Source organism: Granulicella sp. L60, assembly GCF_009765825.1.
Taxonomy (GTDB): Bacteria; Acidobacteriota; Terriglobia; order Terriglobales; family Acidobacteriaceae; genus Edaphobacter.
This window is the reverse complement of record NZ_LMUR01000010.1, coordinates 21411-45019: the sequence shown is the minus strand read 5'-3', so window position 1 is coordinate 45019 and position 23609 is coordinate 21411. Positions and strand designations below refer to the sequence as shown.

The 23609-nt window shown below is 60.3% G+C and carries 19 protein-coding genes; 13 read left to right on the top strand and 6 right to left on the bottom strand.

What is annotated here, in order from left to right; translation table 11 throughout:
* Positions 1 to 7: 7 nt before the first annotated feature.
* Together GSQ82_RS03550 and GSQ82_RS03545 are read right to left on the bottom strand one after the other, a co-directional pair.
* On the bottom strand, positions 8 to 1069 hold the full coding sequence (locus tag GSQ82_RS03550) for a glycosyl hydrolase family 8 (protein WP_256370053.1): 1062 nt from the start codon (positions 1067 to 1069) through the stop codon (positions 8 to 10).
* 331 nt (positions 1070 to 1400) lie between these two features.
* Positions 1401 to 4043, bottom strand: a complete 2643-nt coding sequence (locus GSQ82_RS03545) for a sugar-binding domain-containing protein (protein ID WP_254061394.1) — start codon at positions 4041 to 4043, stop codon at positions 1401 to 1403.
* A gap of 256 nt (positions 4044 to 4299) precedes the next feature.
* Between GSQ82_RS03545 and GSQ82_RS03540 the strand changes: the two genes are divergently transcribed.
* On the top strand, positions 4300 to 5286 hold the full coding sequence (locus tag GSQ82_RS03540; protein ID WP_254061393.1) for a 2-hydroxyacid dehydrogenase: 987 nt from the start codon (positions 4300 to 4302) through the stop codon (positions 5284 to 5286).
* A gap of 134 nt (positions 5287 to 5420) precedes the next feature.
* On the opposite strand, the gene GSQ82_RS24495 is transcribed toward GSQ82_RS03540, so the two are convergent.
* Both GSQ82_RS24495 and GSQ82_RS03530 read right to left on the bottom strand, forming a co-directional pair.
* Positions 5421 to 5795: a hypothetical protein gene (locus GSQ82_RS24495; protein WP_174243033.1), complete on the bottom strand. Its 375-nt coding sequence runs from the start codon at positions 5793 to 5795 to the stop codon at positions 5421 to 5423.
* Between the two features lie 205 nt (positions 5796 to 6000).
* Positions 6001 to 7449 (bottom strand): sodium:solute symporter, encoded by a 1449-nt coding sequence (locus GSQ82_RS03530; RefSeq protein ID WP_158790650.1) that lies wholly within the window; start codon positions 7447 to 7449, stop codon positions 6001 to 6003.
* 126 nt (positions 7450 to 7575) lie between these two features.
* Between GSQ82_RS03530 and GSQ82_RS03525 the strand changes: the two genes are divergently transcribed.
* Genes GSQ82_RS03525 through GSQ82_RS03515 form a run of 3 tightly spaced genes read left to right on the top strand, consistent with a single transcriptional unit; the run spans position 7576 to position 9849 of the window.
* Positions 7576 to 8214, top strand: coding sequence for a thioredoxin family protein (locus tag GSQ82_RS03525; RefSeq protein ID WP_158790649.1), 639 nt, complete (start codon positions 7576 to 7578; stop codon positions 8212 to 8214).
* A gap of 58 nt (positions 8215 to 8272) precedes the next feature.
* Entirely contained in the window at positions 8273 to 8938 is a 666-nt protein-coding gene (locus tag GSQ82_RS03520) for a carbonic anhydrase (protein WP_158790648.1), read from the top strand.
* Positions 8935 to 9849: a bestrophin family protein gene (locus tag GSQ82_RS03515; RefSeq protein ID WP_158790647.1), complete on the top strand. Its 915-nt coding sequence runs from the start codon at positions 8935 to 8937 to the stop codon at positions 9847 to 9849. Before GSQ82_RS03520 ends, GSQ82_RS03515 begins: the two co-directional genes overlap by 4 nt.
* A gap of 24 nt (positions 9850 to 9873) precedes the next feature.
* Here GSQ82_RS03515 and GSQ82_RS03510 read toward each other — a convergent pair whose 3' ends face one another.
* Both GSQ82_RS03510 and guaB read right to left on the bottom strand, forming a co-directional pair.
* Positions 9874 to 10134: a hypothetical protein gene (locus GSQ82_RS03510; protein ID WP_158790646.1), complete on the bottom strand. Its 261-nt coding sequence runs from the start codon at positions 10132 to 10134 to the stop codon at positions 9874 to 9876.
* 864 nt (positions 10135 to 10998) lie between these two features.
* The gene (gene guaB, locus GSQ82_RS03505) at positions 10999 to 12525 is read right to left on the bottom strand and encodes an IMP dehydrogenase (RefSeq protein WP_158790645.1); all 1527 of its coding nucleotides are present in this window, start codon (positions 12523 to 12525) and stop codon (positions 10999 to 11001) included.
* Between the two features lie 212 nt (positions 12526 to 12737).
* Here guaB and GSQ82_RS03500 point away from each other — a divergent pair, with 212 nt between their 5' ends.
* From GSQ82_RS03500 to GSQ82_RS03465, 9 genes are all read left to right on the top strand, one after another.
* Complete coding sequence (locus GSQ82_RS03500; protein ID WP_158790644.1) at positions 12738 to 13133, top strand: cupin domain-containing protein; 396 nt, start codon at positions 12738 to 12740, stop codon at positions 13131 to 13133.
* 205 nt (positions 13134 to 13338) lie between these two features.
* The gene (gene rimP / locus GSQ82_RS03495) at positions 13339 to 13920 is read left to right on the top strand and encodes a ribosome maturation factor RimP (protein WP_158790643.1); all 582 of its coding nucleotides are present in this window, start codon (positions 13339 to 13341) and stop codon (positions 13918 to 13920) included.
* A gap of 138 nt (positions 13921 to 14058) precedes the next feature.
* Positions 14059 to 15648: a transcription termination factor NusA gene (gene nusA, locus GSQ82_RS03490; RefSeq protein WP_158790642.1), complete on the top strand. Its 1590-nt coding sequence runs from the start codon at positions 14059 to 14061 to the stop codon at positions 15646 to 15648.
* 132 nt (positions 15649 to 15780) lie between these two features.
* Positions 15781 to 19014, top strand: coding sequence for a translation initiation factor IF-2 (gene infB, locus GSQ82_RS03485; RefSeq protein ID WP_158790641.1), 3234 nt, complete (start codon positions 15781 to 15783; stop codon positions 19012 to 19014).
* Between the two features lie 251 nt (positions 19015 to 19265).
* The gene (locus tag GSQ82_RS03480) at positions 19266 to 20051 is read left to right on the top strand and encodes an FkbM family methyltransferase (protein ID WP_158790640.1); all 786 of its coding nucleotides are present in this window, start codon (positions 19266 to 19268) and stop codon (positions 20049 to 20051) included.
* Positions 20052 to 20139: 88 nt separating this feature from the next.
* Positions 20140 to 21315: a Xaa-Pro peptidase family protein gene (locus GSQ82_RS03475; protein WP_158790639.1), complete on the top strand. Its 1176-nt coding sequence runs from the start codon at positions 20140 to 20142 to the stop codon at positions 21313 to 21315.
* Between the two features lie 21 nt (positions 21316 to 21336).
* Positions 21337 to 21750 carry a DUF6677 family protein gene (locus GSQ82_RS03470; RefSeq protein WP_158790638.1) on the top strand — a complete coding sequence of 138 codons (414 nt, stop codon included), beginning with the start codon at positions 21337 to 21339 and terminating at the stop codon, positions 21748 to 21750.
* A complete protein-coding gene (locus GSQ82_RS24490; protein WP_174243032.1) occupies positions 21747 to 21923 on the top strand; it encodes a hypothetical protein in 177 nt (58 codons plus the stop codon). Before GSQ82_RS03470 ends, GSQ82_RS24490 begins: the two co-directional genes overlap by 4 nt.
* A gap of 370 nt (positions 21924 to 22293) precedes the next feature.
* A partial coding sequence (locus GSQ82_RS03465; RefSeq protein ID WP_158790637.1) for a glycosyltransferase family 87 protein occupies positions 22294 to 23609 on the top strand: 1316 nt, incomplete at its 3' end.

Here is a 23609-nt window from a genome sequence, read left to right as displayed (position 1 = left end):
GATTTTTTTATTGGCGCGGGGTCCAGATGCGAAATTCTCCGCTGACGTGCAGCATGCTTAGCATGTAGAGCATACCGTCGTAGTAGCGGCCGTGGCCGGAGGGAATCGGCAGTTGCCACAGTGCTTCGGTGAACTGGCGGGCCTGTTGCTTGTCCGTGGCTGCGAGGCTGGCGACCGCATTGGCAGCGACGAGGCCGGGTGCGTGATGGTCGCTGGTCGGCTTGCCGTCTAACGTGAATACTTCGCCGTAGTCGGGCCCTTGCGAGGTGAAGAAGGTCTGGATGCGATCGCTGAGGATGGGTTCTTCGAGGTCTGCGTGCCACCACGACCAGTCCACGGACCAGTTGCTGGCTGTGCGCCACGCGTCGAAGCCGAAGATGCTGGATTGGGGGAAGCGAGTGGCGTGCGGGGTGCCGTCGAAGTTCGCGTAGGCGGGGGCTAGTCCGGTCTTCGGGTCGGTGGTGGCGAGGAAAAATCTGCGACTGGCCTGTGCGGCCTCGGCCCAGAAGGTGCGGTCATCGGCTGGACACCATCGCGCCCACAGCTCGTAGAAGGCGGGCAGATGATAGGACGGGTCGGTGAAGTCGCGGCGTGGCGCTCCGGGGACGAAGCGGATCATGCGGTGCGGCTCGTCGACCTCTGCTGCGACGTCGCGCTCGCCGAACTTTGTGGGTCCAACGATCTGCTGGCGGTGACGCATGGCGTGGAGAAGCTCGTCCGCCTGCGCGTGGTAGTTGTAGATGCCGCTGCCGTCGCCCCATCGGGCGGAGGCGAAGTAGAGGGACATGACGAAGTACTCTTCGCCGTCGGGAGCGGGAGTCTCTTCGTTTGGCTCGCCGTTGGTCTTGCAGGACCAGGAGAAGAAGCCGAACGAAGGATGCTTTGGATCGGAGATGTACATGTAGGTCTTCGCCCAGTTCCAGAGCGCGTCGAACTCGGCTTTGCGATCCATCTGGACGGCGATCATCATTCCGTAGGACATGCCCTCGGTGCGGACATCGTGATTGGCCCAGTCGGTGACGTAGGCGAGGACGCCGTTGTCGTTTTTTCCGGTCTCGAAGTTGTGAATGCGCCTTTGCCGTCGGCGTGAGGCTTGGGCGTCGTGTTTTTATCGGGTGTTTGTCCATCGCTGACGCGGCTGGCTGGGATGGTGAACAGTAGAACAGCGGCGGTGGTGGCGACTGTCTTCCAACTCTTCCAACGGCTTGGTGGCATATCTTCCCTTCGCAGAGCTACGTCACTCTCGCTGTCAGATTTGGACGCGAAGAGATCGAGGCAGGCTGTCGAACTAGAAGTATCTTTCAGGTCGCGAATAAGATCAACAGTCTGGAAGTAAAGATTGCAAAACGATGGCAGTGACCTGAGCTAGAGGTCACTGCCATGGGGTTTGTAACGGTTGGCTACTTCGCTGGATGCTCGCTGCTGTCGGAGATCATGGGCAGGCCTGTCACGGGCCAGTGATCTACCTGTGAGTTCGTGTTGATCGCGATGGTGCCGTCGGAGAGGGACGATGTGGCGAGGCCGATGTTCCATCCGTCAACGACGACGAGCGGCGTGTCGCCTTTGAGGTCGGACGAGGCAGCCTCTATGGTGATGGTGGTGCTCTCGTCGGGCACGAGCGAGACGTAGTTGCCGCTGTAGTACACGGGCAGCACGCGTTCGCCGGAGCGTTTGCGGCGCAGTTGCAGATGCGCCATGAGAGCGATCTGCTTGCCGGGGTTGTGCAGCGTAACGGAGAGCAGACACTTGCCGTCGGCGTCGTGGCGCACGACCTTGGCGTCGAGCGTTGCGGTGGGGAGGCTGTCGAGCGCGGTCAGATCGTCCTGATGCTCCGGCAGGGCGCGCCAGTAGAAGTTGTCTGAGATGGTCTTTCCGGAGGCGTCGTGCAGCTCCAGTTTGACGAAGTGGACACTGGAGAGCGTGGAGGGCCAGGCGACGCTGCCGAGGCTGGTCGCGCTGCTGGCTGGGGCAGATACATCGAAGCTGTGCTCATACTGCACAGCTCCGTCGAGGTTGTAGATGGCGATGTGGGCGTGGGCGCTCTCCAGGGCAGAGGGCAGATTGTTGATGACCTGAATCTCTCCGTTGCTCTCGTTGAGCTGGATGTGTACGGGTTCGGCGGCGCTTTTGACGGCGAAGAGAGCGGAGTTCGGTTCGAGGTCGTGGTGGTAGATCTGCCAGACGAAGCTGGGCTGCGCAGGATTGCTCATCCAGGTGATGATGCCGGTGGTGGGGTGGAAGAGTTTGGCGTTGCGGCCTTCGTACATGGCTCGAAAGGCCTCGTAGTTTGCGAGCTGAGACTTGCGCACAAAGTCGGCGAGGTTTGCGACTTTGCCGTAGCGGCTCGCGATGATTCCGGGATAGGCCTCCCCGCTTGCGGCTCCTTTGGCGAAGTCGTGTTCGGCCCAGTCGTCGTTGATGGTCTCCCAATCTTTCTCGGGCATCATTCCCTGGACGGATTCGATGGTGGGGACTGACATGCTGCCGATCTCAGTCTTGAACGACTCGTTGAAGTCGTAGAACTCGCGAGGGGTTCGCCAGTGGTAAGGGCCGTGCGAGTTGACTCCACGGCCGTCGGCGGAGTTGGCCTGATAGAGACGAGTGGGCTCGAGCTCTGTCATGAGGGAGCGGAGGGCGTCGTCGATCTGCTTGGGAGGGTAGCCCTCGTTTCTGGCGCACCAGACGGCGATGGAAGGGTGATTGCGGAAGCGGAGGATCTTGTCTCGAACGTTGGCCATGTAGGTGTCCATGTCGTCCGGGTCGGGGCCGTCGCTGGGGTTGGGTTGAAAGAACTCGTCCCAAAGGAGGATGCCGTACTTGTCGCAGAGCTCGTAGAAGTCTTCGCTTGTGCTCTGGCCTACCCAGTTGCGGATCATGTTGAGATTCGCGATCTGGTGCATGCGAATCTGCGCCTCCAGCCGCTCTCTGGGGTTGCGCTTCATCGCCTCATCGAGACCCCAGTTTCCGCCGCGGATGAAGATGGGCACGCCGTTGACGGAGATGGTCAGGTTGGGGGAGTCGGGCACGCTGTAGGCTATCTTGCGCACGCCGAAGCTTATGTCGTGGCTGTCGGAGGTCTTGCCGTCAACGTCGAAGCTGAGGTGCAGGTTGTAGAGATTCTGCGGGCCATAGCCGTTGGGCCACCAGAGCTTCGGATGCTGTACGTGGAGCGCCGGCGTGGTGGTTGGGTTGAGCGAGACGATCTGTGAGCTGTGCGGGGCGACCTCTACTGCTTGCTGGAAAGATACGTCGCCGAAGGTTCCTTTGAGCAGGCCCTTTTGGGCGACGTCGGTTACGTTTTCCAACTTCGTTTGAATGCCTACGTCTGTTGAATCGAGGCTGGGGAGTGGGAGATCGGTGGTGACGAGAGGGTCTTTGACGACCACGGGGCCGGTGGCGGAGAGGAAGACCTTCTGCCAGATGCCGGTGTCGCGATCGCGGATGGCTGGGATCCAGTCCCAACCGATGGTGGACAGAAATGTTGGGCCGTCGATGGCGGTGATGCCGCCGTTCTTGCCTACTCCGTCGCGGATAGTGTGTTCGTGGGGATCGCCGGGATGAGGCTGCGGGGAGACTTCGATTGCGAGAACGGATTTCTTGCCGGGCTTTACCAGCGGCGAGACGTCGAAGATTCCTCGCTTGAACGCACCCCTGGTGGTGCCGATCTGCTTTCCGTTGAGCCAGACTTCCGACGAGAAGTTGACGCCTTCGAGGTTCAGCCAGATGTGTTTGCCGGCGTAGGACTTTGGAACGGAGAAGACGGTGCGATACCAGTACGAGGCGTGGGCCAGACTCTCGGGAATTTTGTCGGGGCGATTGTTCTCGCCGTAGAGCGGTTCGGGGTAGACGTGATTGTTTACGAGGGTCGTGAGGACGGTGCCGGGGACGGTCGCGGAGTACCAGTTTTGCGGCTTGAAGTTCGGCGCGGCGATCTCGGCTCCGGACTGCGATACCTTGGCGGCGTCCTGCAACTGCCAGCCCGAGTCGATGGTTACGGGCGTTGGAGCGGATGAATTGGATGCGGAGGCGGTAGAGGTCAACAACGCGACACTTCCCGTGACGAAAACAATAACTGCTGCCTGCCAAACTCTCATTTGTACCTGACCCTGTCCGTGTACTGCGTTGAAGAAGAACTCCGATTGCGATGGCTGTTGAAACGAAAGTCAATCTTACTTATAAAAATACGCTGTCTGCCGATGTGCTGCTCATGCAGAGATGGGCAAGGGCGGTGGAGAGCGCGAATCTGAATGTATCCGGATGTTATTCGAAGGGTGCAGCTTTCTTTTTGCGAGGGATTTCGTGCACACTCAGGAGATGGTTCGTGTTGGCGTCGATGAAAAACTTGCTGAAGAGTTGTTGGTGGGATTTCCGCGCGAGGCGGAGATTGTGCGCATACCGCGGCAGCCTACGGGCACCGTCGATGTCGATTTCTGGGTTCTTCCGTTTGCGAGGAAAGAGGCGCAGGAGGCGTTTGGACATCTGCGCGGCGTGAAGGTGATCCAGTCGATGATGGCCGGGGTGGACTGGATTATCCCCTGGGTGCCGAAGGATGTGGTGTTGTGCGATGGGCGCGGCATCCATGACATCTCGGCGTCGGAGTGGGTGTTGACGGCGATTCTGGCGATGATGAAGCGGCTTCCGCACTATCGGGATATGCAGTTGCAGCAGCAGTGGAAGGGGCAGTCTTCGGTTACGAACGGATTTCTGGATGTGGGCGGGCCGCAGGTTGGGCAATACCAGGTGCTGGGTGAGGATCTGGCGGGGAAGACGGTTCTGATCGTTGGGTACGGATCAATTGGAGCGGCGATTGAGGCTCGGCTGGTGCCGTTTGGAGTGAAGGTCTTGAGGATTGCGAGGACCGCTCGTGAGGAGCCGAAGGTGGCGTCGATCAGCGAACTGCATCGGCTGCTTCCGGAGGCGGACGTGGTGGTGGCGATCGTCCCGTTGACGGAGGAGACGCGGGGGTTGATTGGAGCGGCGGAGATCGGATTGATGAAGCCGGGGGCGCTGCTGGTGAACGCGGCGCGGGGGCCGGTGGTCGATACCGATGCGCTGGTGGAGGCGCTGCAACAGGGTCGATTGCGGGCTGCGCTGGATGTTACTGATCCGGAGCCGCTGCCTGCGGGACATCCGCTTTGGTCGGCGCCCAACTGCATGATCACGCCGCACATTGGAGGGTCCACGCCGGAGTTTATTCATCGGGCGTTCCGGTTTGGCGCAGAGCAAGTGCAACGGTTTCTTGACGGCAAGCCGCTGGAGAATGTGGTCTCTTCGGCGGGGTATTAGTCTGTATCTTTTCGCGCGGAAGGAGGAGTGCAGCGCGCTTTTAATTACGGCCTAGACGATCACTGCCCGCCGCATCGGTTGCGGCAGGCAGTGATCGTCTTACAGGAAGTGAAACGAGATTGTGCTACTGAAGGTTAGCGGCGGCGGCCGACTCGAAGTGTGTCGTCATCTTCATCCTCATCTTCGTCCTCTTCGTCGTCATCATCATCGTCGTCGTCATCTTCCTCTTCTTCGTCGTCGTCCTCGTACTCCTCGTCATCTTCGTCTTCGACCTCTTCGTCGTCGTCTTCAAGGTCGTCATCCTCGACATCATCATCGTCGTCTTCTTCGTCCTCGTCTTCATCTTCAAACTCGTCGTCATCGTCGAGCGGCTTTTTGGGGGCGGCGAGGAGATCGGCAGTGGAGTGGAGCGCGGGAGCGATGAGGGAGCTGTCGAAGGCGGCAATCGACTCCGGACCTAGATTGAGGAAGGGTGCGTTGAAGTCGATAGTTGCGGTCTCGAGTGCCATGAAGATTCTCCTGTCGAAAATGTGTACTGGAATAGGATGCAGCAAATTCAAAAAGGTAAGTGTGAAAATTGGATTTTCTGAATTTAGGGGTAAGCCTTCTGCCAGTGTAAGGCGAAGCGCGAAGCTTGCCCACGAGTCGTACGGTGGATGAAATAGATGAGACTGATTGCGATTACCGACGCGATCTGCCCGGATGGTGCGGGTTTCACGCTTCGGAGAAGGGTTTGAGCTGGCTTGGGGTGGGAGGAGTGGTAAAGAGGCTGACGATCGCAAGACTGAGGACAGAGGCGATGAGGGCCGGGAAGATGGCATCGCGGTCGCTGACAACCGCGGGTACGTTGTGGTGGATGAAGGGCGTATCCCAGAAGATGGTAATGACGGTGCCGGCGGCGATGCTGGTGACGGCGGCGGCGGCGGTGACACGCTTCCAGAAGAAGGCCGCAAGGATGACCGGGGTGAGCGCGGCGGAGTAGATGGTGTAGGCGTAGAGCGATTTTTTCAGGACCGAGTCGATGTGCTGGGACTGATAGAGCGCCCAGACGCCGAGGAGTACGACCATAAGACGGCTGATGGCGAGGATCTTTTTGTTTGAGGCTTCAGGAGAGATATAGCGGATGTAGATATCGTTGACGAGGTTGGTCGCGGGCGAGAAGAGCCAGTTGTTCGCCGTCGAGATGATCTTTGCGAAGATGGCTCCCATTAGAAGGGCGCCGAGCAGTTGGAGCGCGGCTGAGCCGTTGAATCCGTGGAGGCCGACGTAGGCGAGGATCTCGCGTGGCCGCTCGTGAACCTCGCCGGTGGGAAAGAGTACGGAGCCGACGACGGCGATGGCGACGATTACGGTCTCGAGGATGACGGTGCCGATGATCCAGCCGACGACGGCGCGCGTGGCGTCCTTCTCGGACTTGGCTGAGAAAAACTTTTGATACATGGACTGATTGCCGAGCAGCAGCAGGCAGGTGGGGAGGAACAGCTCGAGCGCCTGTACGAAGCTGAAGTCGCCAAGAACCTGGAAGTGGCTGGCAGGAAGCGCAGTGCGGATGGCAGACCAGCCCCCGGCGTGGTGCGCGAGGATGGGCAACGCGATCAGCATAGTGAAGGTAGCGAGCAGGCCGATGGCGACGTCCATATAGGCAACCGACGCCATGCCGGCGATGGCCGTAAAGACGATGACGAAGGCAGCGATGATGTATTTGCCGAGGTCGGCGGTGATGACGGTGGGAAAGATGAGATGAAGGATGTCGCCGCCACCCACGAACTGGTAGCTCACGACAGCGGTGTAGGTAAACAGGATGGCGATGACGCCGAGTAGACGCGCCGTCTGGTTGTAGCGGGCCTCCAGGAGGTCGGGGATTGTGAACTGGGCGAACTTTCGGGCGCGGGGCGCGATGAAGTAGATCAGGAGCAGGCCGGCCCATCCGCCGCCTCCCTGCCACAGTGCCGCGAAGCCGTGTTTGTAGGCGTTTTCCGCTCCACCCAGAAGAGAGCCGGAGCCGATCCACGATGACAGCAGTGTAAAGATGAGAACGAAGGCAGGCAGGCTGCGCCCGGCCACCAGATAGTCGGCCTTGGTCTTCACCTTGCCCAAGCGGGCCAGAGAGACGGTCAAAAGGGTGAGGACGATGACAAGGAGAACAATTGCGTAGAGATTCATTTGGCTGGGCTAAGTGTAACCGTCGGTGTGCAGGATATGGAATTCGCGGGCAGGAGAAGTTTTTCAAACTACGGTAGAGCGCAGCGCCGGAGTTGGCTATGATCGGAGGGGAAGTGGAGAGTGCCGATGTCCAGGACGCAGTCGACGATGGTAGCGCTGGGGAGCACGGCCCCGGCGTTTGAGCTGGTGGATGTAGTGAGCGGGCGAGCTGTGGGGCGCGACGATGTCTTTGCCGCGACCTGGGACGATGCAAGTTCGGACGCTGAGAATAAGATGACGGGCGGTGGCACCTCGCCGAAGGGGCGACATGGCCTGTTGGTGATGTTCATCTGCGTGCATTGCCCGTATGTGAAGCATGTGGAGGAGGAGTTGGCGCGAATCGGCCGGGATTATGAAGGACGCATCGCGATCGCGGCAATCTCTTCGAACGATGTTGAAGCGTATCCGCAGGATGGTCCGGAAGAGATGAAGAAGCAGGCGGAGAGATTGGGCTTCCGCTTCCCTTACCTGCTCGATGAGACGCAGGAGGTGGCGCGAGCGTATGACGCGGCTTGTACGCCGGACTTCTTTCTTTTTGATGCAGAGATGACACTCGTGTATCGTGGGCAACTCGACGACAGCAGACCGCGGCGAGGCGATGCGGGGAATGACATTCCTGTTACAGGTAAGGATCTGCGGGCTGCGATGGATACGGTGATTGCGGGCAAGAGGCCGGATCCGAATCAGCGAATGAGTATCGGATGCAATATCAAGTGGAAGGAATAATGGGCTCCTTGAAGATGCAGGGTGATCTTCAAAAAAAAATTATGAATAGGGGTGAGATATGGATGCAGCACTGGAAGAGCTGAAGGCAGGGATTCGGCAGTTTCGCAGCGAGGTCTATCCGGAGAACAAGGAGGCCTATCTGAAGGCTGGGAGTGAACCGCAGAGGCCGCATGCGCTCATCATTACCTGCGCGGACTCCCGGATCGATCCGGAGTTGATTACGCAGTCGAAGCCGGGCGACGTGTTTGTGACGCGGAATATCGGCAACCTGGTCCCCGCCTATGGGGAGATGCTGGGCGGCGTCAGTGCGGTGATCGAGTATGCGGTGTCGGCGCTGAAGGTGCAGCATGTGGTGATATGCGGGCATAGCGACTGCGGGGCCATGAAGGGATTGCTCAATCCCAAGGGGCTGGAGACGATGCCGACGGTGAAGAGCTGGTTGACGAATGCGCATGCAGCGTTGAGCGTTGCGAGTTCGCTGGCGGAGCCGGATGAGACGCCGAGTAACGTGCTGCGCCGGTTGACGGAGGAGAATGTGCTGCTGCAGATGCAGCATCTGCGGACTCATCCTTCGGTGGCTGGGGCGATGGCGCGGGAGGAGTTGACGATCTCCGGCTGGGTGTATGACATCGGCAAGGGTGAGGTGAGGATCTCGGAGGATGGCGGCCGCGTGTTTGTGCCGGTGACTACAAAGGGTGAACACGCGAAGGGCGAGCCTGCATGATCGCTCCGCGCAGCCGGCAGGTCTGGCGCATGATGCAGTATGTCGGCCGACCTTTACTGGTGCTGGTCGTGTACGATCTCGGCGTCGTGGCCGCGTATCAGTACATGCACTGGAGCTGGGTCGCGCTGCCGCATATTCCGCTGGCGCTCTTCGGGTCGGCGATCGGGATTGTGGTGGCGTTCCGGAACCAGTCGTCGTATGCGCGCTGGTGGGAGGCGCGAACGCTGTGGGGAGCGATCGTGAACAACTCCCGCAGCTGGGGAAGGCTAGTTGTGACGGCGATGCTGCCTGCGCGGGCGGAGGAAGCGGCTGAGCTGAGGGCGATGCAGCAGCGGATGGTTCATCACCAGATTGCGTATGTGCATGCGCTGCGGCAGCATCTGCGGAAGCTCGATCCGTGGGAGGAGCTGAAGCCGCTGCTTACAGAGGCAGAGATCGACGCTCTGCGGGGCCAGAAGAACGTTCCGCTGGCGATCCAGACAGCGATGGGCACGATGCTGCGTGAGTGCCAGTTGCGGGGATGGATCGACGCGCTGCAATGGCGGGCGATGGATGGGAATCTGGACGACCTGATCGATGCGCAGGGCGGAGCGGAGCGGATCAAGAACACGCCGATGCCGAAGCAGTATGACTACTTTCCGCAGCTCTTTGTGCAGATCTACTGCGTGCTTCTGCCGCTGGCGCTGGTGACGAGCATGGGCTGGTTTACGCCGCTGGGTTCGACGCTGGTGGGATTCATCTTCCTGGCGCTGGACAAGATTGGACGGGACCTCGAGGATCCGTTCGAGAATACGATCTACGATGTGCCGCTGACGTCGATTACGACGACAATCGACATCAATCTGCGACAGCTCCTCGGAGAGACGGAGCTGCCGGAGGCGACGACGCCGATTGATGGTGTGCTCTGGTAGTTTGCTGGTGAGTTAGTGGTTTTTTCAGGCGTGGGTGGTGCCGTCGGAGCCGTGGAGCTTGACCAGCTTGTTGTAGATGCCGAGGATGAGGAAGGGCGCGGCCCACTGTCCTACGAAGAGGGCCATGTCTGTCTTTTTAGCGGCCTTGAAGGCGACTGAGACGGCCATGGAGGCGAGTGCTGCGGCGAGGTAGGCGCTTGACGGCACCTGGGCGGTGACTTTCTCGATGGCTGCTGTGATCTGATCTTCCTGAACATCTCCCTGGCTTACGCGATAGTCGGTCATGTGCGAATCTCCTTGGCGGCGTTGCCGTCTTGTAGAGGAGATGCAGAATGACGGGCGCCCTTGATGAAGTTAGGCTTACTGACTTTCGCGGGGTCAACAGAGACTTCGGAAGATTTAATCGGTTGTGTCTTGACCGGGAACGCGGAGTTAGCTTGCGGTGGTCATGCTCGGGTCGAAGATGGGTACCCCTCCCCCTGGGGGGTGGGTGTAGTTAACTGTCTATTTTTGAGTGACTTGCGAAATTTGATGGTTGCAAAATTTTCATTCGAAACGGGTTACGGGTAAATATTTCTTTCTAAACGGGTTATGGGGTTAAACAGGAAAACCCCGGTTTGGCCGGGGCTTTTCTGTTCTCTATATCCAGTATAACGGGTCGGGGGTATCTGGTACGCAACGCGAATCGCCTTGTCTGGCGCGGGTTTTGGGGGCTTTGGGGGTTGACAGGTTTTTGGATTGCTTCGGCAGCCTTGGCTGGGATAGGAAGACATACCCCAGGGGCTAAGCCCCCCTTTTTTGCAGGGCTGGGAGGCCCAAGGCTAAAGCCTTGGGTTACCTCAGAAGCAAAGGCTTAGACCCGAGGTTGAAGCTCTAGCTACCTAGGTGATATCGACCTATGGAATGCGGAGCTGGGATGATGTGGTGCGAAGTAAGGAGAGAGTATTGGCACGTTGAGCGTATGGCGGGTCCTTCGACTGCGCCTCTCGCGATAAAACTGCGAGAGGCTACGCTCAGGATGACGCTTTAAATCAATCCATCACAGACGTCAGGATGACGCTTTCGATATCCATCACTTTGTATATCCATCCATCCCTTGCGCTCAGGCTATATGTCGATACTGCCTAAAGCTCGCACTTGCGGGATGGGTTATTCGACGTGGTAGTTGGGGGCTTCGCGGGTGATGATGACGTCGTGGACGTGGCTCTCGCGGAGGCCGGCGTTGGAGATGCGGATGAAGCGGGCGTTGGTCTGGAGTTCGGCGATGGTGCTGCAGCCGAGGTAGCCCATGCCGGAGCGGAGGCCGCCGACGAGCTGGTAGACCATGCTCTCGAGGGGTCCGCGGTGAGGGACTCGGCCTTCTATGCCCTCGGGGACAAACTTGGCGAGGCGGTTGGAGCTGGTGGTCTCGCGAGCGGTGAGGTTGGGGCGCTCGGTGCTGGCGGCGTCGTTCATATCTTCCTTGCCCTGGAAGTAGCGCTCGCCGGAGCCCTGGGCCATGGCGCTGAGAGAGCCCATGCCGCGGTAGGCCTTGAAGGAGCGGCCTTGATACAAGATGGTTTCGCCGGGCGACTCGTCCACGCCAGCGAAGAGGGAGCCCATCATGACGACGCTGGCTCCGGCTGCGATGGCCTTGGTGACGTCGCCGGAGTACTTGATGCCGCCGTCGGCGATGATGGGGATATTGCGCTCCTGGCCAGCGCGGAAGGCCTCGGAGATGGCGGTGATCTGGGGCATGCCGGCTCCGGTAACCATGCGGGTGGTGCAGATGGAGCCGGGGCCGATGCCGACCTTGATGGCGTCTGCGCCTGCGTCGATGAGGGCGAGGGCGCCTTCGTAGGTGGCGATGTTTCCGGCGAGGAGGTCGATGTGGGGGAAGTGCTTTTTGACCTCGGCGACGGCTTCGAGGACGCGGGAGGAGTGGCCGTGGGCGGAGTCGATGGCGAGGGCGTCGACACGGGCGGCGACGAGGGCGGCGGCGCGTTCGAGGAAGTCCCCGGTGGCTCCGATGGCTCCGGCGACGCGGAGACGGCCCTGCGAGTCCTTGGAGGCGTTGGGGTACTTGAGTTTTTTCTGGATGTCTTTGACGGTGATGAGGCCTTTGAGCTCGTAATCATCGTTGACGACCAGCAGCTTTTCGACGCGGTGCTGGTGGAGGATCTGCTCGGCCTGCTCGAGGGTGGTGCCGACGGGGACGGTGATGAGATTTTCTTTGGTCATGACCTCCTCGATACGGAGGTCGGTGCGGGAGACGAAGCGGAGGTCGCGGTTGGTGAGGATGCCGACGAGTTTTTTGTTCCGGGTGACGGGGACGCCGGAGATCTTGTAGCGGCGCATGACCTCGAGGGCGTCGGCGATGGGACGGTCGGGACCGATGGTGACGGGGTCGACGATCATGCCGGACTCGGAGCGCTTGACCTTGTCGATCTCGCCTGCCTGCTGCTCGATGGTGAGGTTGCGGTGGACGACGCCGAGGCCACCCTGCTGGGCCATGGCGATGGCGAGGCGCGACTCGGTGACGGTATCCATCGCGGCGGACATCAGGGGCGTGTTGAGGGTGATGTTGCGGGTGAGCTGGGTCTGGGTGCTGACCTGGGTGGGAACGACATCGCTAAAAGCAGGGACGAGGAGAACGTCATCAAAAGTAAGGGCTTCGGGAATCGGAGTGATGATCATGTTTTTATGGTTTCCGGGCGATGAGGCAGGCTTGTGGGAAGCCTAAATTTCGCGGGATTTGAATGATTGTAGAGTTGCCTGCGGCTCATAGCAAATTAGATGGCCGGAAAAGACAAAGGCTTCATGGGGTATTCATCGTGGGTTGGCGGCGTGCTTGTGGTGGTCTGGCTCCTTATGGCGGCTCGGTTCATTGGAGCCATTAGAATGGGGGGATGGAGATCAAACGGGTTGGATCGCAGGCGTCGGGTAAGGGTCCCGCGGAGTGGTTTACGGGCACGGTGCGGATCGATCCGCTGTTTCAGGCACCTGATCCGGCACATGTTGCGGGGGCGAGTGTGACGTTTGAGCCGGGAGCGCGCACGGCGTGGCATACGCATCCGTTGGGACAGACGCTGGTGGTGACGGCGGGGTGCGGATGGGCGCAGCGAGAGGGTGGCGCGGTCGAGGAGATTCGTCCGGGGGATGTGGTGTGGTTTGCGCCGGGGGAGAAGCACTGGCATGGGGCGACGCCGACGACGGGGATGACGCATATCGCGATCCAGGAGCGGCTGGACGGCAAGGCGGTGGATTGGATGGAGCATGTGAGCGATCAGCAGTACGGGGTTTGAGGCGGTTGGCGGGGCGATATCGGCATTGAATTCTTCAGGGACTCGATGTATCATCAGATTTGCAGACGATTTTGTTCCGTCGGTAAGTAGATGGCCGTGAGCGCACCGGTGATTTGACGGAGGAGATGAGTGGGCCAAAGCCCACTTTTTATTTGCTCTAAAAAGCGTTTGGAAGCGCACGGAAACGGAAGCGAAAGTATCGCCTATGGCAGTCCAGTTGGACGAAATTCGAGCTACCGCGCAGCGCGTCGCCGCATCGCACAACCTGGAGCTTGTGGACGTGGAGTTTCAGGGCGGCGTGAAGTTTCGCACGTTGCGCGTGTATGTAGAAAAGAGCGCGGAGGAGCGAGCCAAGCTGGCCGCGCTGGCCGCAGAGGGTAAGGTAGAGGATCTGCCGAAGGGCGTTCCGGCCGAGATGCTGTCGGGTGTGACGCACGAGGATTGCGCGGTGTTTGCGCAGGACTTCGGCACGGTACTGGATGTGGAAGACCTGATTCCGGGGGCGGAGTACACCCTGGAGGTGTCTTCGCCGGGTCTGGAGCGGAAGTTGCTTCGGGCGGAGGACTATATCCGGTTTCAGGGCAGTGTAATCAAGGTTCAGACGTTCACCCCGGTGAACAAGAACAGGCATTGGCAGGGCCGGTTGACACAGTTTTCCGATGGCGTGCTGACGATCGATCTTTCGGCCATCAAACAGAAGGGCAAGGCGAAGAAGGCCGTGACCGAAGAGACGATCGCTATCTCGCTGACGAACGTGGAGAAGGCGAATCTGGTTGCGGAGATCTAGTCGCTGGACGGTAGATCGCGGTTAGGGATTCGGCGGTCTGCTTTCCATGGCATCTGCATCTATAGAGATACGCAAGAGATTTAGATCAATGAACTAAACCGATGATGAGTCGGCGAAAGAATGAAGGACGAGTGAATCATGGCAAGTGTTCTGTATCAGTCGATTGAAACGTTGAGCCGCGATAAGGGTATTGAACCGGCGGTGGTTGTAGGCGCGGTAGAGGATGCGATTGCGCTTGCGACGCGCAAGTACTACAAGACGCAGGAGAATATGCGCGCCGAGATGGACCGCGAGACGGGCGAGATTCGTGCGTATGTGTACAAGACCGTCGTCGAGACCACCGAGCAGGTGGAGGACGAGGTGAACCAGATGACGCTGGAGCAGGCGCGTGAGCTGGCTCCGGAGGTTGAGATCGGCGGCGAACTGCGCTTCTACAAAGACACGACTCCGCTAGGCCGCATTGCTGCGCAGATGGCGAAGCAGGTGATCTTCCAGAAGGTTCGCGAGGCGGAGCGGGATACGGTGTTCAACGAGTACAACCACCGCGCAGGCGAGGTTTTGAACGCGACGGTGAAGCGGCTGGAGCCGATGGATGTGATCTTCGACCTGGGCAAGGCCGAGGCGAGGATGCCGAAGCGGGAGCAGTCGCGGCTGGAGCAGTTCGCCGTGGGCGAGCGGGTTCGGGTGGTGTTGCTGCGTGTGGACCGGGCGGCGAAGGGGCCGCAGGTGATCGTGTCGCGGGCGGCGCCGGCGCTGGTGCAGAATTTGTTCCAGAGCGAGGTTCCGGAGATCTACGACGGTACGGTGTCGATTCGCGCGATTGCACGCGAGGCCGGCGAACGGACGAAGATTGCGGTGATGAGCCGGGATAAGGATGTCGACCCGGTCGGCGCCTGCGTTGGCATGAAGGGCATGCGGGTTCAGTCGATTATTCGCGAGCTGCGCGGCGAGAAGATCGACATCATCGAGTTCTCCGAGGAGATTACGACGTTTGCGGAGAAGGCGTTGCAGCCGGCGAAGGTGAGCCGGGTGTCGATTGTTGACCTGGCGGATAAGCAGATCGAGGTGATCGTCGACGATACGCAGTTGTCGCTAGCGATCGGCAAGAAGGGGCAGAACGTTCGGCTGGCGGCGAAGCTGCTGCAGTGGAAGATCGACATCAAGAGCGAAGAGGAGAAGCGCCAGGAGGTCGAGCAGCAGATGCAGGCGATGTCCGGCGGCCCGACGACTCCGATTGAGCAGGTGTCGGAGCTTGGCGAGGCGGTTCTGGAGAAGCTGATCGCGGCTGGGATTACGACGGTTGAGGCGCTCGCAGATATGACGCCGGAGCAGTTGGAAGAGGTTCCGGGGATTGGCGAGAAGACCGTGGAGAAGATCTCGGTCGCGGTTCGTCACTACTTCGGTCAGTACGAAGAGGGTGAAGAACGGCCGGTTGTCGCGGTTGCAGCAGTTGTCGCGGCAGCAGAGGCGGAGGAGAGTTCCATGGAGAAGACACCGGAGGCCATTCTTGCCGATGAGGCAGGGTTTGGCGAAGCAGAGGAAGTCAACGACGTTTCGACAGAGGATATTGCTGACGAGGAAGAGTCCGAGTCGCTGAGCGATGCTTTCAGCGACGCGGATGCTCGCGAAGAGAGAATTGAGTTGGAAAACGATGCCGTGGACTCCCTGGTGAATGAGAGCCAGGAGAACTCCGATGAGGGCATCGACGACGGAAACGATCGTGGCTAGCGGTTTCGGCCATGCACCACTCCACTTCCTGGAGCGCGAAGACTGCGGATTCAGGGATAATTACAATAAAGATTCCTACCTCGATGAGGCTGATATGAACAGCTAAGGGCGCAAGGAAGCGAAAAGGGACGGATGAGCAAAGTTCGAATCAACGATCTGGCACGAGAACTGGAAGTAAAGAGCAGGCCTATTCTGGACGCGCTCGAAGCAATCGGCGTCAGCGGAAAGACCCACTCCAGTTCGATCGAAGCCGACCAGGCCGAGAAGGTCCGGGACTACTTCAAGAATGGCAGCCGAGGCAGCGCCAACCGGCAGCCCGCGGACGCCAAGCCGAAGTTTGACTTGTCGAAGGTGTCGAAGCCTGGGGATGCTCTGAAGGCGATTCTGGAGCGCAAGCAACAGGCCGAGGCCGCGAGCAAGGCTCCGCCGCCGCGTCCGACTGCCGTGGTTGTGGCTCCGGCTGCAACTGTAGCTGCCTCTGCGACAGGATCGGTGCCGCCCCGCGTTGTTGTGGCTGCTCCGGTGGCTGTTGCGGTGGCTCCGCCTGTGCCGGGAGCGCCTCCTGCTCCTCGCCGCATCGTTCCGCTTCCACGCCAACAGGCAAATATTGTTGCGCCTGCGCCCGCTATTGCGAGCAAGCCTCCTGTCGGCCCCGTGATTGTGCGTCCGCCGGTGGTTGCGGCTGCACCGGCAGCTTCGCAGGATCGTCCTGCGGTGGCTGCTCCGGTCGTGGCGGCTCCTGCTGCGGCCAAGCCTGCGCCTGTCGTTGCACCGACTACAGCTCCGGCTGTTGAGTCTGCGCCCGCTGCTGTCGTGGCTGATGCACCTGCCGCTGTGGTTTCGGCACCGGCTCCTTCTGCCACTGTGGCTGCTCCTGTTTCGGCTCCTGCTCATGAGAGTGCGGCACCGGTTGCCGGTCCTGCTGCGGAGTTGAAGCCTGAGGCTCCGGTCGAGGCTGCTCCTGCGGCTCCGGTTGTGCCCGCTGGACCTCCTCCGCGGCGCGTGATCATGCCGCAGACCGGCCCGCGGCCTACCTATACTGCACCTCCGGTTGCGCCTGGAACCCCGGCGCGCAGCCGTCCTATCTTTGAGCGCCCACGGCCTGGACAGCCGGGTGCACCGGGCTCGCGTCCGATGCCTCCGGGTGCTCCTGGCGCTCGTCGTCCGATGCATCCGACGCGCACGTTCCCCGGTGGTCCTGGCGGCCCCGGCGGCGCGCCTGGGCGTCCTGGATTTGCTCCGGGCGGAGCGCGTCCTGCGTTTGGCGCACGTCCTGGATTTGGCGCGCGTCCTGGTGGACCGGGCGGCGCTCCTGGCGTGATGCCTGGGCCGGGTGAGACTCCGGGCGGCATGCGTCCGGCGGCACGACCTGGACAGCGTCGCGGCGGACAGCGCTACGAGAAGACCAAGGAAGGCCCGATGAAGGGCTTCCAGCCGCCACCGCGTTACGGCGGGCAGCAGATCTCTCGCGAGCCGTTGCCGATTACACGCACGATTACGGTGACTGAAGGCATCAGCGTGAAGGATCTGGCCGAGAAGCTGGACGTTCGCGGTAAGGACCTGATCGCCACGCTGCTGATGAAGGGCGTGTTCGTGACGGTGAACCAGTCGCTCGAGGGCGAGCTGGTGAAGGACGTTGCGCGTCAGTTCGGCGCGGATGCACAGGTCATCTCGGTTGAGGAACAGTTGGAGAACGAGGCCATTGAAGGCTTCCTCGAAGACACGACCGGCATGGTGGAGGTTGTCCGGGCTCCGGTGGTCACCATCATGGGCCACGTCGATCACGGGAAGACGTCGTTGCTCGACGCGATTCGTTCGACCGATGTTGCGGGCGGCGAGGCTGGTGGAATCACGCAGCATATTGGAGCGTACAAGGTGCATGTGACGAAGCCAGACTCTCCGGCGTTTGGCCGCGAGATCGTCTTCCTCGACACACCGGGTCACGAGGCCTTTACACGGATGCGCGCACGCGGCGCGAAGATCACGGATATCGTGGTCATCGTCGTTGCTGCGGATGACGGCGTGATGCCGCAGACGATCGAAGCGATCGACCATGCTCGTGCGGCGAAGGTGCCGATTATTGTCGCGGTCAACAAGATCGACAAGCCGGATGCCAACCCAAGCAAGGTGATGCTGCAACTGGCAGCACGCGGCGTGCAGGCGACCAGCATGGGCGGAGACACCGAGTTCGTAGAAGTGTCGGCGAAGCAGCGTATCAATCTCGACGGTCTCGAAGAGATGATCTGCTACGTTGCCGATACGAACGCACAGAAGGCTCAGCCGGAGCGTCCAGCGGTTGGAACGGTCATCGAAGCCAAGCTCGATCGCGGCCGCGGTGCGGTTGCTTCGATCCTGGTGCAGAACGGTACGCTTCATCTGGGCGACAGCTACATCGTCGGCAACACGTTCGGTAAGATCCGCGCGATGTTCGACGACCGTGGACGTTCGATCACAGAGGCTGGACCGTCTACGCCGGTGGAGATCCTCGGACTCGAAGGCATGCCGGATGCGGGCGATACGTTCCTGGTGATGGCGGACCGCGACAAGGCCAAGGGCATTGCGCAGTACCGCAAGATGAAGGAGCGCGAGGCACAGCTGGCCAAGAGTTCGCGTGTGTCGCTGGAGGGTCTGGCAGAACAGATCAAGCAGGCTGGCATGAAGGATCTGAACTTGATCCTGAAGGGCGACGTGCAGGGTTCGGTGGAAGTGCTGGCCGATTCGCTGCAGAGGATGTCGACCGAGAAGGTTCGGGTTCGCGTGCTGCACTCCGGTGTGGGCGCGATCACAGAGTCGGACGTGCTGCTGGCTTCGGCTTCGAACGCGGTCATCATCGGCTTCAACGTGCGGCCTGACAGGAAGTCGTCTGAAGTGGCAGAACGCGAGAACGTGGAGATTCGTCTGCACTCGATCATCTACGAGCTGCAGGACGAGATTACCAAGGCGATGTACGGTCTGCTTGAGCCTGTGTTCAAGGAGAACTACGCTGGACGCGCCGAGGTGCTCAACGTCTTCAAGATCACGAAGGTCGGTCAGATTGCCGGTTGCCGTGTCACGGACGGACTCATCAAGCGCGATCAGCAGGTACGTCTGCTGCGCGAGGGTGTCGAGGTCTGGAAGGGCAGAATCTCTTCGCTCAAGCGGTTCAAGGACGATGTGTCCGAGGTTCGTCAGGGCGTGGAGTGCGGTATCGATCTTGCCGGACACAAGGACATTCGTGTCGGCGACGTGATTGAGTCGTTCACCACCGAGACGCTGGCTGCAGAGCTGGGTCAGAACTCGGCTGCTGCGCGGAAGGCAGAGAAGGCGGAGAAGGAACGTGAGGCGGCGGCAACGGCCGCAGCTGCGGAGAACTCCGTCAACGCATAGCAGTAGATTCAAAAGATGTTTTGTTGCTGGAGGGCTGGGAGCGATCCTGGCCCTTTGGTTTTTTGCTCATCGTTTTTGGATTGCGTGGCTGCGGCGCAGCTGTTGTATCCGCCGTTTCGGCACTCCGCTCTATCGGCCACTGGGTTGGGAGATTTCGACGCCGCCATTATTTAATATGGCGCGATTACCATGCTGATATGGCTCAACAGATGAGACGTCTAGCCGATGATGTAATCCAAACGTGGAATGCGATGCCAAAGTCCCAGGCTATTCGCTGGTATGGCGCGCTGGTGCAACATGCTCTGACAGTGGTGCGAGAGCGCAAGTTCTACTCCGCGGACTATGCGATGCGAGGTGTGCTGCGGTTTCACCTGCTGGGGCGAGACCTGGACGTGGATGTCGATTCGATCAATACCACGGAGGGCAACGGGTATGCCTTCCTGCGAGAGTTCTTCGTTCGCAGGATTTACTCTCGGGAGTTCAAACAACTTAACTTCGATAGCTGCCTTGATCTGGGATGCAATATGGGCGTGGTGTCGAGCCTGTTGAAACAGTTGGCTGGGCCTGAAGGCCGGGTTGTCGGCATCGATCCTTTTACCTATCCGGACAATACTCATCGCACGAAGCTGGAGGGCGTGCCGGGGTTGAAGCTACATCGAGGGGTTCTGTGCGGGGAGTCGGTGCGTCATGACTTGGCGGCGCTCCACGCCATGTGCGATCCGTTTGAGTTCGATACCAGCCTGGCGATCACGGTCGAAGAGCTGATGAGCCTCTATGGGATTGAACATGTCGACTTCCTGAAGATGGATATCGAAGGCGCTGAGTTCGGGATCTTTCGCGACTCTGTACGGTGGCTGGATGGGGTGGATAACCTGGCGATGGAGGTTCACAACACCGTCGGCGACCCGACTGAGATTATCCAGCGGCTGAAGGAGAGCGGGTTTCGCGTGAAGTGGCTCGATGACGGCGGCTATCCTACGGAAGAACGGAACGCGGGCTATATCTATGCGTCGAAGATCGGTTCGCTCAAGGACTGACGTGTGCGGATTGACGTGGTGCGGCCTGACTTGCCGTTGCGAGGCTGACCCGGTGGAAGCAGTGGGTTTGGAAAGATAGAATCGACGGATGGATATTCTGGGGATTCAGAAGGCTCTGCGCGGCGAGAAGGTGCAGGGCTGGCTCTTTTACGATCATCACTACCGCGACCCTCTGGGGTATCGCATTCTGGGGCTGGGGGATGGGCTGCATGTGACGCGGCGGTGGTTCTACTTTGTGCCGGCGGAGGGTGAGCCGAAGAAGCTCGTACACCGGATTGAGGCGGGGCGGCTGGATTCGCTGCCGGGGTCGAAGGCGGTGTACTCGTCGTGGCAGGAGCTGGAGGGCCGGCTGGAGGAGATGCTGACGGGGCAGACACGGATTGCGATGCAGTACTCGCCGCGCAACGCGATTATGTATGTGTCGCTGGTGGACGCGGGAACGGTGGAGATGCTGCGAGGGATGGGCAAGGAGATTGTGAGCTCGGCTGACCTGGTGAGCCAGTTCGAGGCGGTGCTGACGGAGGAGCAGATGGCGACTCACTTCGTTGCGCAGAAGAAGATCGACTCGATTCTGGCTGAGGGTTGGAGGGTGATGGGGGAGCGTGCGCGGTCGAGCGCGGGGACGCATGAGTTTGAGATGGTGGCTTGGCTGAATGAGGCGATCGAGCGCGAGGGGCTGGTGACAGAGCATGGGCCGAATGTGAGCGCGGGACCGAACTCGGCGGACTCGCACTATGAGCCGACGCAGGCTTCGTCGCGGGCGATTCGGCGGGGGGATTTTGTGCTGATCGATATCTGGGCGAAGGTTGCGGGACGGCCGGATGCAGTTTGGTATGACATTACGTGGACGGGTGTGGTGGACCGCGAGCCTACCGAGCGGGAGCAGACGGTGTTTCGGACGGTGCGCGATGCTCGGGATGCGGCGGTGGGTGCGGTGCAGACGGCGTTTGCGGCAGGGACGCCGATTGCGGGTTGGCAGGCGGACGATGCGGCTCGCGAGGTGATTCGCGGGGCTGGGTTCGGCGAGTGGTTTACGCATCGGACGGGGCATAACATCGGGTCGATTCTGCATGGCAACGGGGCGCATCTGGACAATCTGGAGACGCATGATGAACGGCTGATCCTGGCGGATACGTGCTTCTCGGTGGAGCCGGGGATCTATTTTCCGGGGGAGTTTGGCGTGCGCAACGAGGTGAACATGATGGCGCGCAAGGGGAGGGCCGAGGTGACGGGGCGCATGCAGGCGGAGCTGGTTCGCGTGTAGCTGATATCATCTGGAGTGACGATGACGACTCATGTGCAAACGCCGGCGCGGACGGCTGGACGCTCTTCCTCGATGGCGACGATGGTGTTGATTGCCGGTTGGCTGATTCCGGGCGCAGGGCACTTTATGCAGCGCAAGTGGATTCGCGGCGGCCTTCTCTTTGTGTCGATTGTGGCGATGTTCACGATTGGGCTTCTGCTGAAGGGCAAGGTCTACTCCCCGAACACGGGCGATCTGCTTGACATACTGAACTTTGTCGGGGATCTTGGGACCGGGTTGCTGTATGTGCTGGCTCGGATTTTGGATCTTGGGCAGGTGACGGTGCAGGTGACGACGGCGGACTATGGGACGAAGTTCATGGTGGTGGCCGGGCTGCTGAATATTATTGCGGCAGTGGATGCGCACTCGCTGGCGACGGGGAGGAAGCGCTCGTGACAATCTCTCACTTTGGTGCGGTGATTTTGTTCTCGTTGTTTACTTCGGTGGTGTTCGGGATTACGCAGCGGTCGGAGCCGAGGCTGATGATTCGGTTTGGGGCGTTTTGCTTCGCGCTATTTGTGGGTGGGACGATTGTGGCTAGCTGGATGATGTGGCTTATTAAGCATTAGGTGTGGACTTCCCTGCTCTGTAAGAAAAGGCCCGGCTTGCGCTGGGTCTTTTCTTTTGTGCTTGAGTAGGAAGACGGGTGCGGGAGTAGATTCCTGCGGGATGACAAACAAAGGAACAAGCAACGGCAAGGACAACGACAAACGCAGATTCCCTTCGGGAATGACAACCAAAGGGGCGGGCGACGGCAAGAGCAACGATAAGGGCAAAAGCAAAGGCACCTATGAGGTCATTGGCAACAGTGGATCCGTACGGGATTGGGTGACAAATAATAGACAAACAAAGGACAAACACTTGAAGTAGAGGGTGGGATGGGGAATCTACACTACGTCTACTGATGACGATGCCTAGTGTGTGTGATGACTCCCTGCGATGGTGAATCTTTCTGAAGATCGGCTTGTCGTGGATCGTCCGGCGGGGGGTGGGGTTCGTTTCGGCGAGGCTAACGGGCGATGGTTGCGGTGTGTAGAGTGGGCGTTGCTGGCCGTGATGACGGCTTACTTTGCGCTGCATGCGATGCCCGCGGCGTGGAAGACGCTGAATACGGACTTTCCGGACTACTACCTGACGGCGCGGCTGGCACGGGAGGGCAACGATACCTCGCGGATGTATGAGTGGGTCTGGCTGCAGCGCCAGAAGGATCATCGGGCGATCGATCAGACGGTGGTGGGGTTCGTGCCGAGTACGCCGTTCTCGGCGCTGGCGGTATGGCCGTTGACGGGGATGCAGCCGCTGATGGCCAAGCGGGCGTGGCTGATGTTGAACCTGGCGATGGTGGCGGCGGTTGTGGTGTTGCTGCGGCAGATGAGCGGGCTGGCGTGGAGGCGGATTGCGCTGGTGGCGGCGTTGAGCATACCGCTGGAGAAGAACTTTTTGTATGGGCAGTACTATCTGCTGCTGTTGCTGGTGCTGACGCTGGCGTGCTGGTGTTATGTGCGGCAGAGGCGGTTTGCGGCTGGCCTGCTGGTGGGGGTGGGGTTTGGGTTGAAGATGTTTCCGGTGCTTTACCTGGGCTACTTTCTGCGCAAGAGGGACATGAAGGCCTTTGCGGGAGGGGTGGTGGGATGCCTGGGTTCGGCGGCGCTGTCGGTGGGGTTCTTCGGCTGGCAGGTGAACCGGGTGCTGGTGAGGCAGGTGCTGCCGTGGGCGCTGCGCGGGGAGGGGCTGGATCCTTATTCGCCTTCGACGGCGTCGGTGGCTACGCTGCTGCATCGGCTGTTTGTGTATGAGCCGCAGTTGAATCCGCATCCTGCGCTGCGGGCGGCTTGGATGCTGGCGGTGTTGCTGCCGGTGGTGCAGACGCTTCTGTTTGCGCCTGCGCTGCTGCTGGCTGAGCCTGGGGATGATAGTCCGAGGCGGTTGGGGCTGGAGTGGTCGGCAGTGCTGGTGGGAAGCCTGGCGATCTCGACGCTGCCTGCGGGGTATCACTTTGTGCTGCTGATTCTGCCGGTGTGCCTGATGTGGCGGACGATGGAGGAGCGCTGGGGCGTGGCGGGTGGCGTGGGGCTGGTGGCGCTGTACGCGGCGATTGGGTATCCGGGGTGGGCGAGGATTGGGGCGGCGATGCCGTGGACGCTGCTGAGCGTGCCGAGGCTGTATGTGGTGATCACGCTTTGCGCCTTGAGCTACTGGCTGCTGGTGACGCGGCGGCGGGATAGCCAGAGGTGGATGTGGGTGGGGGTGTTTGC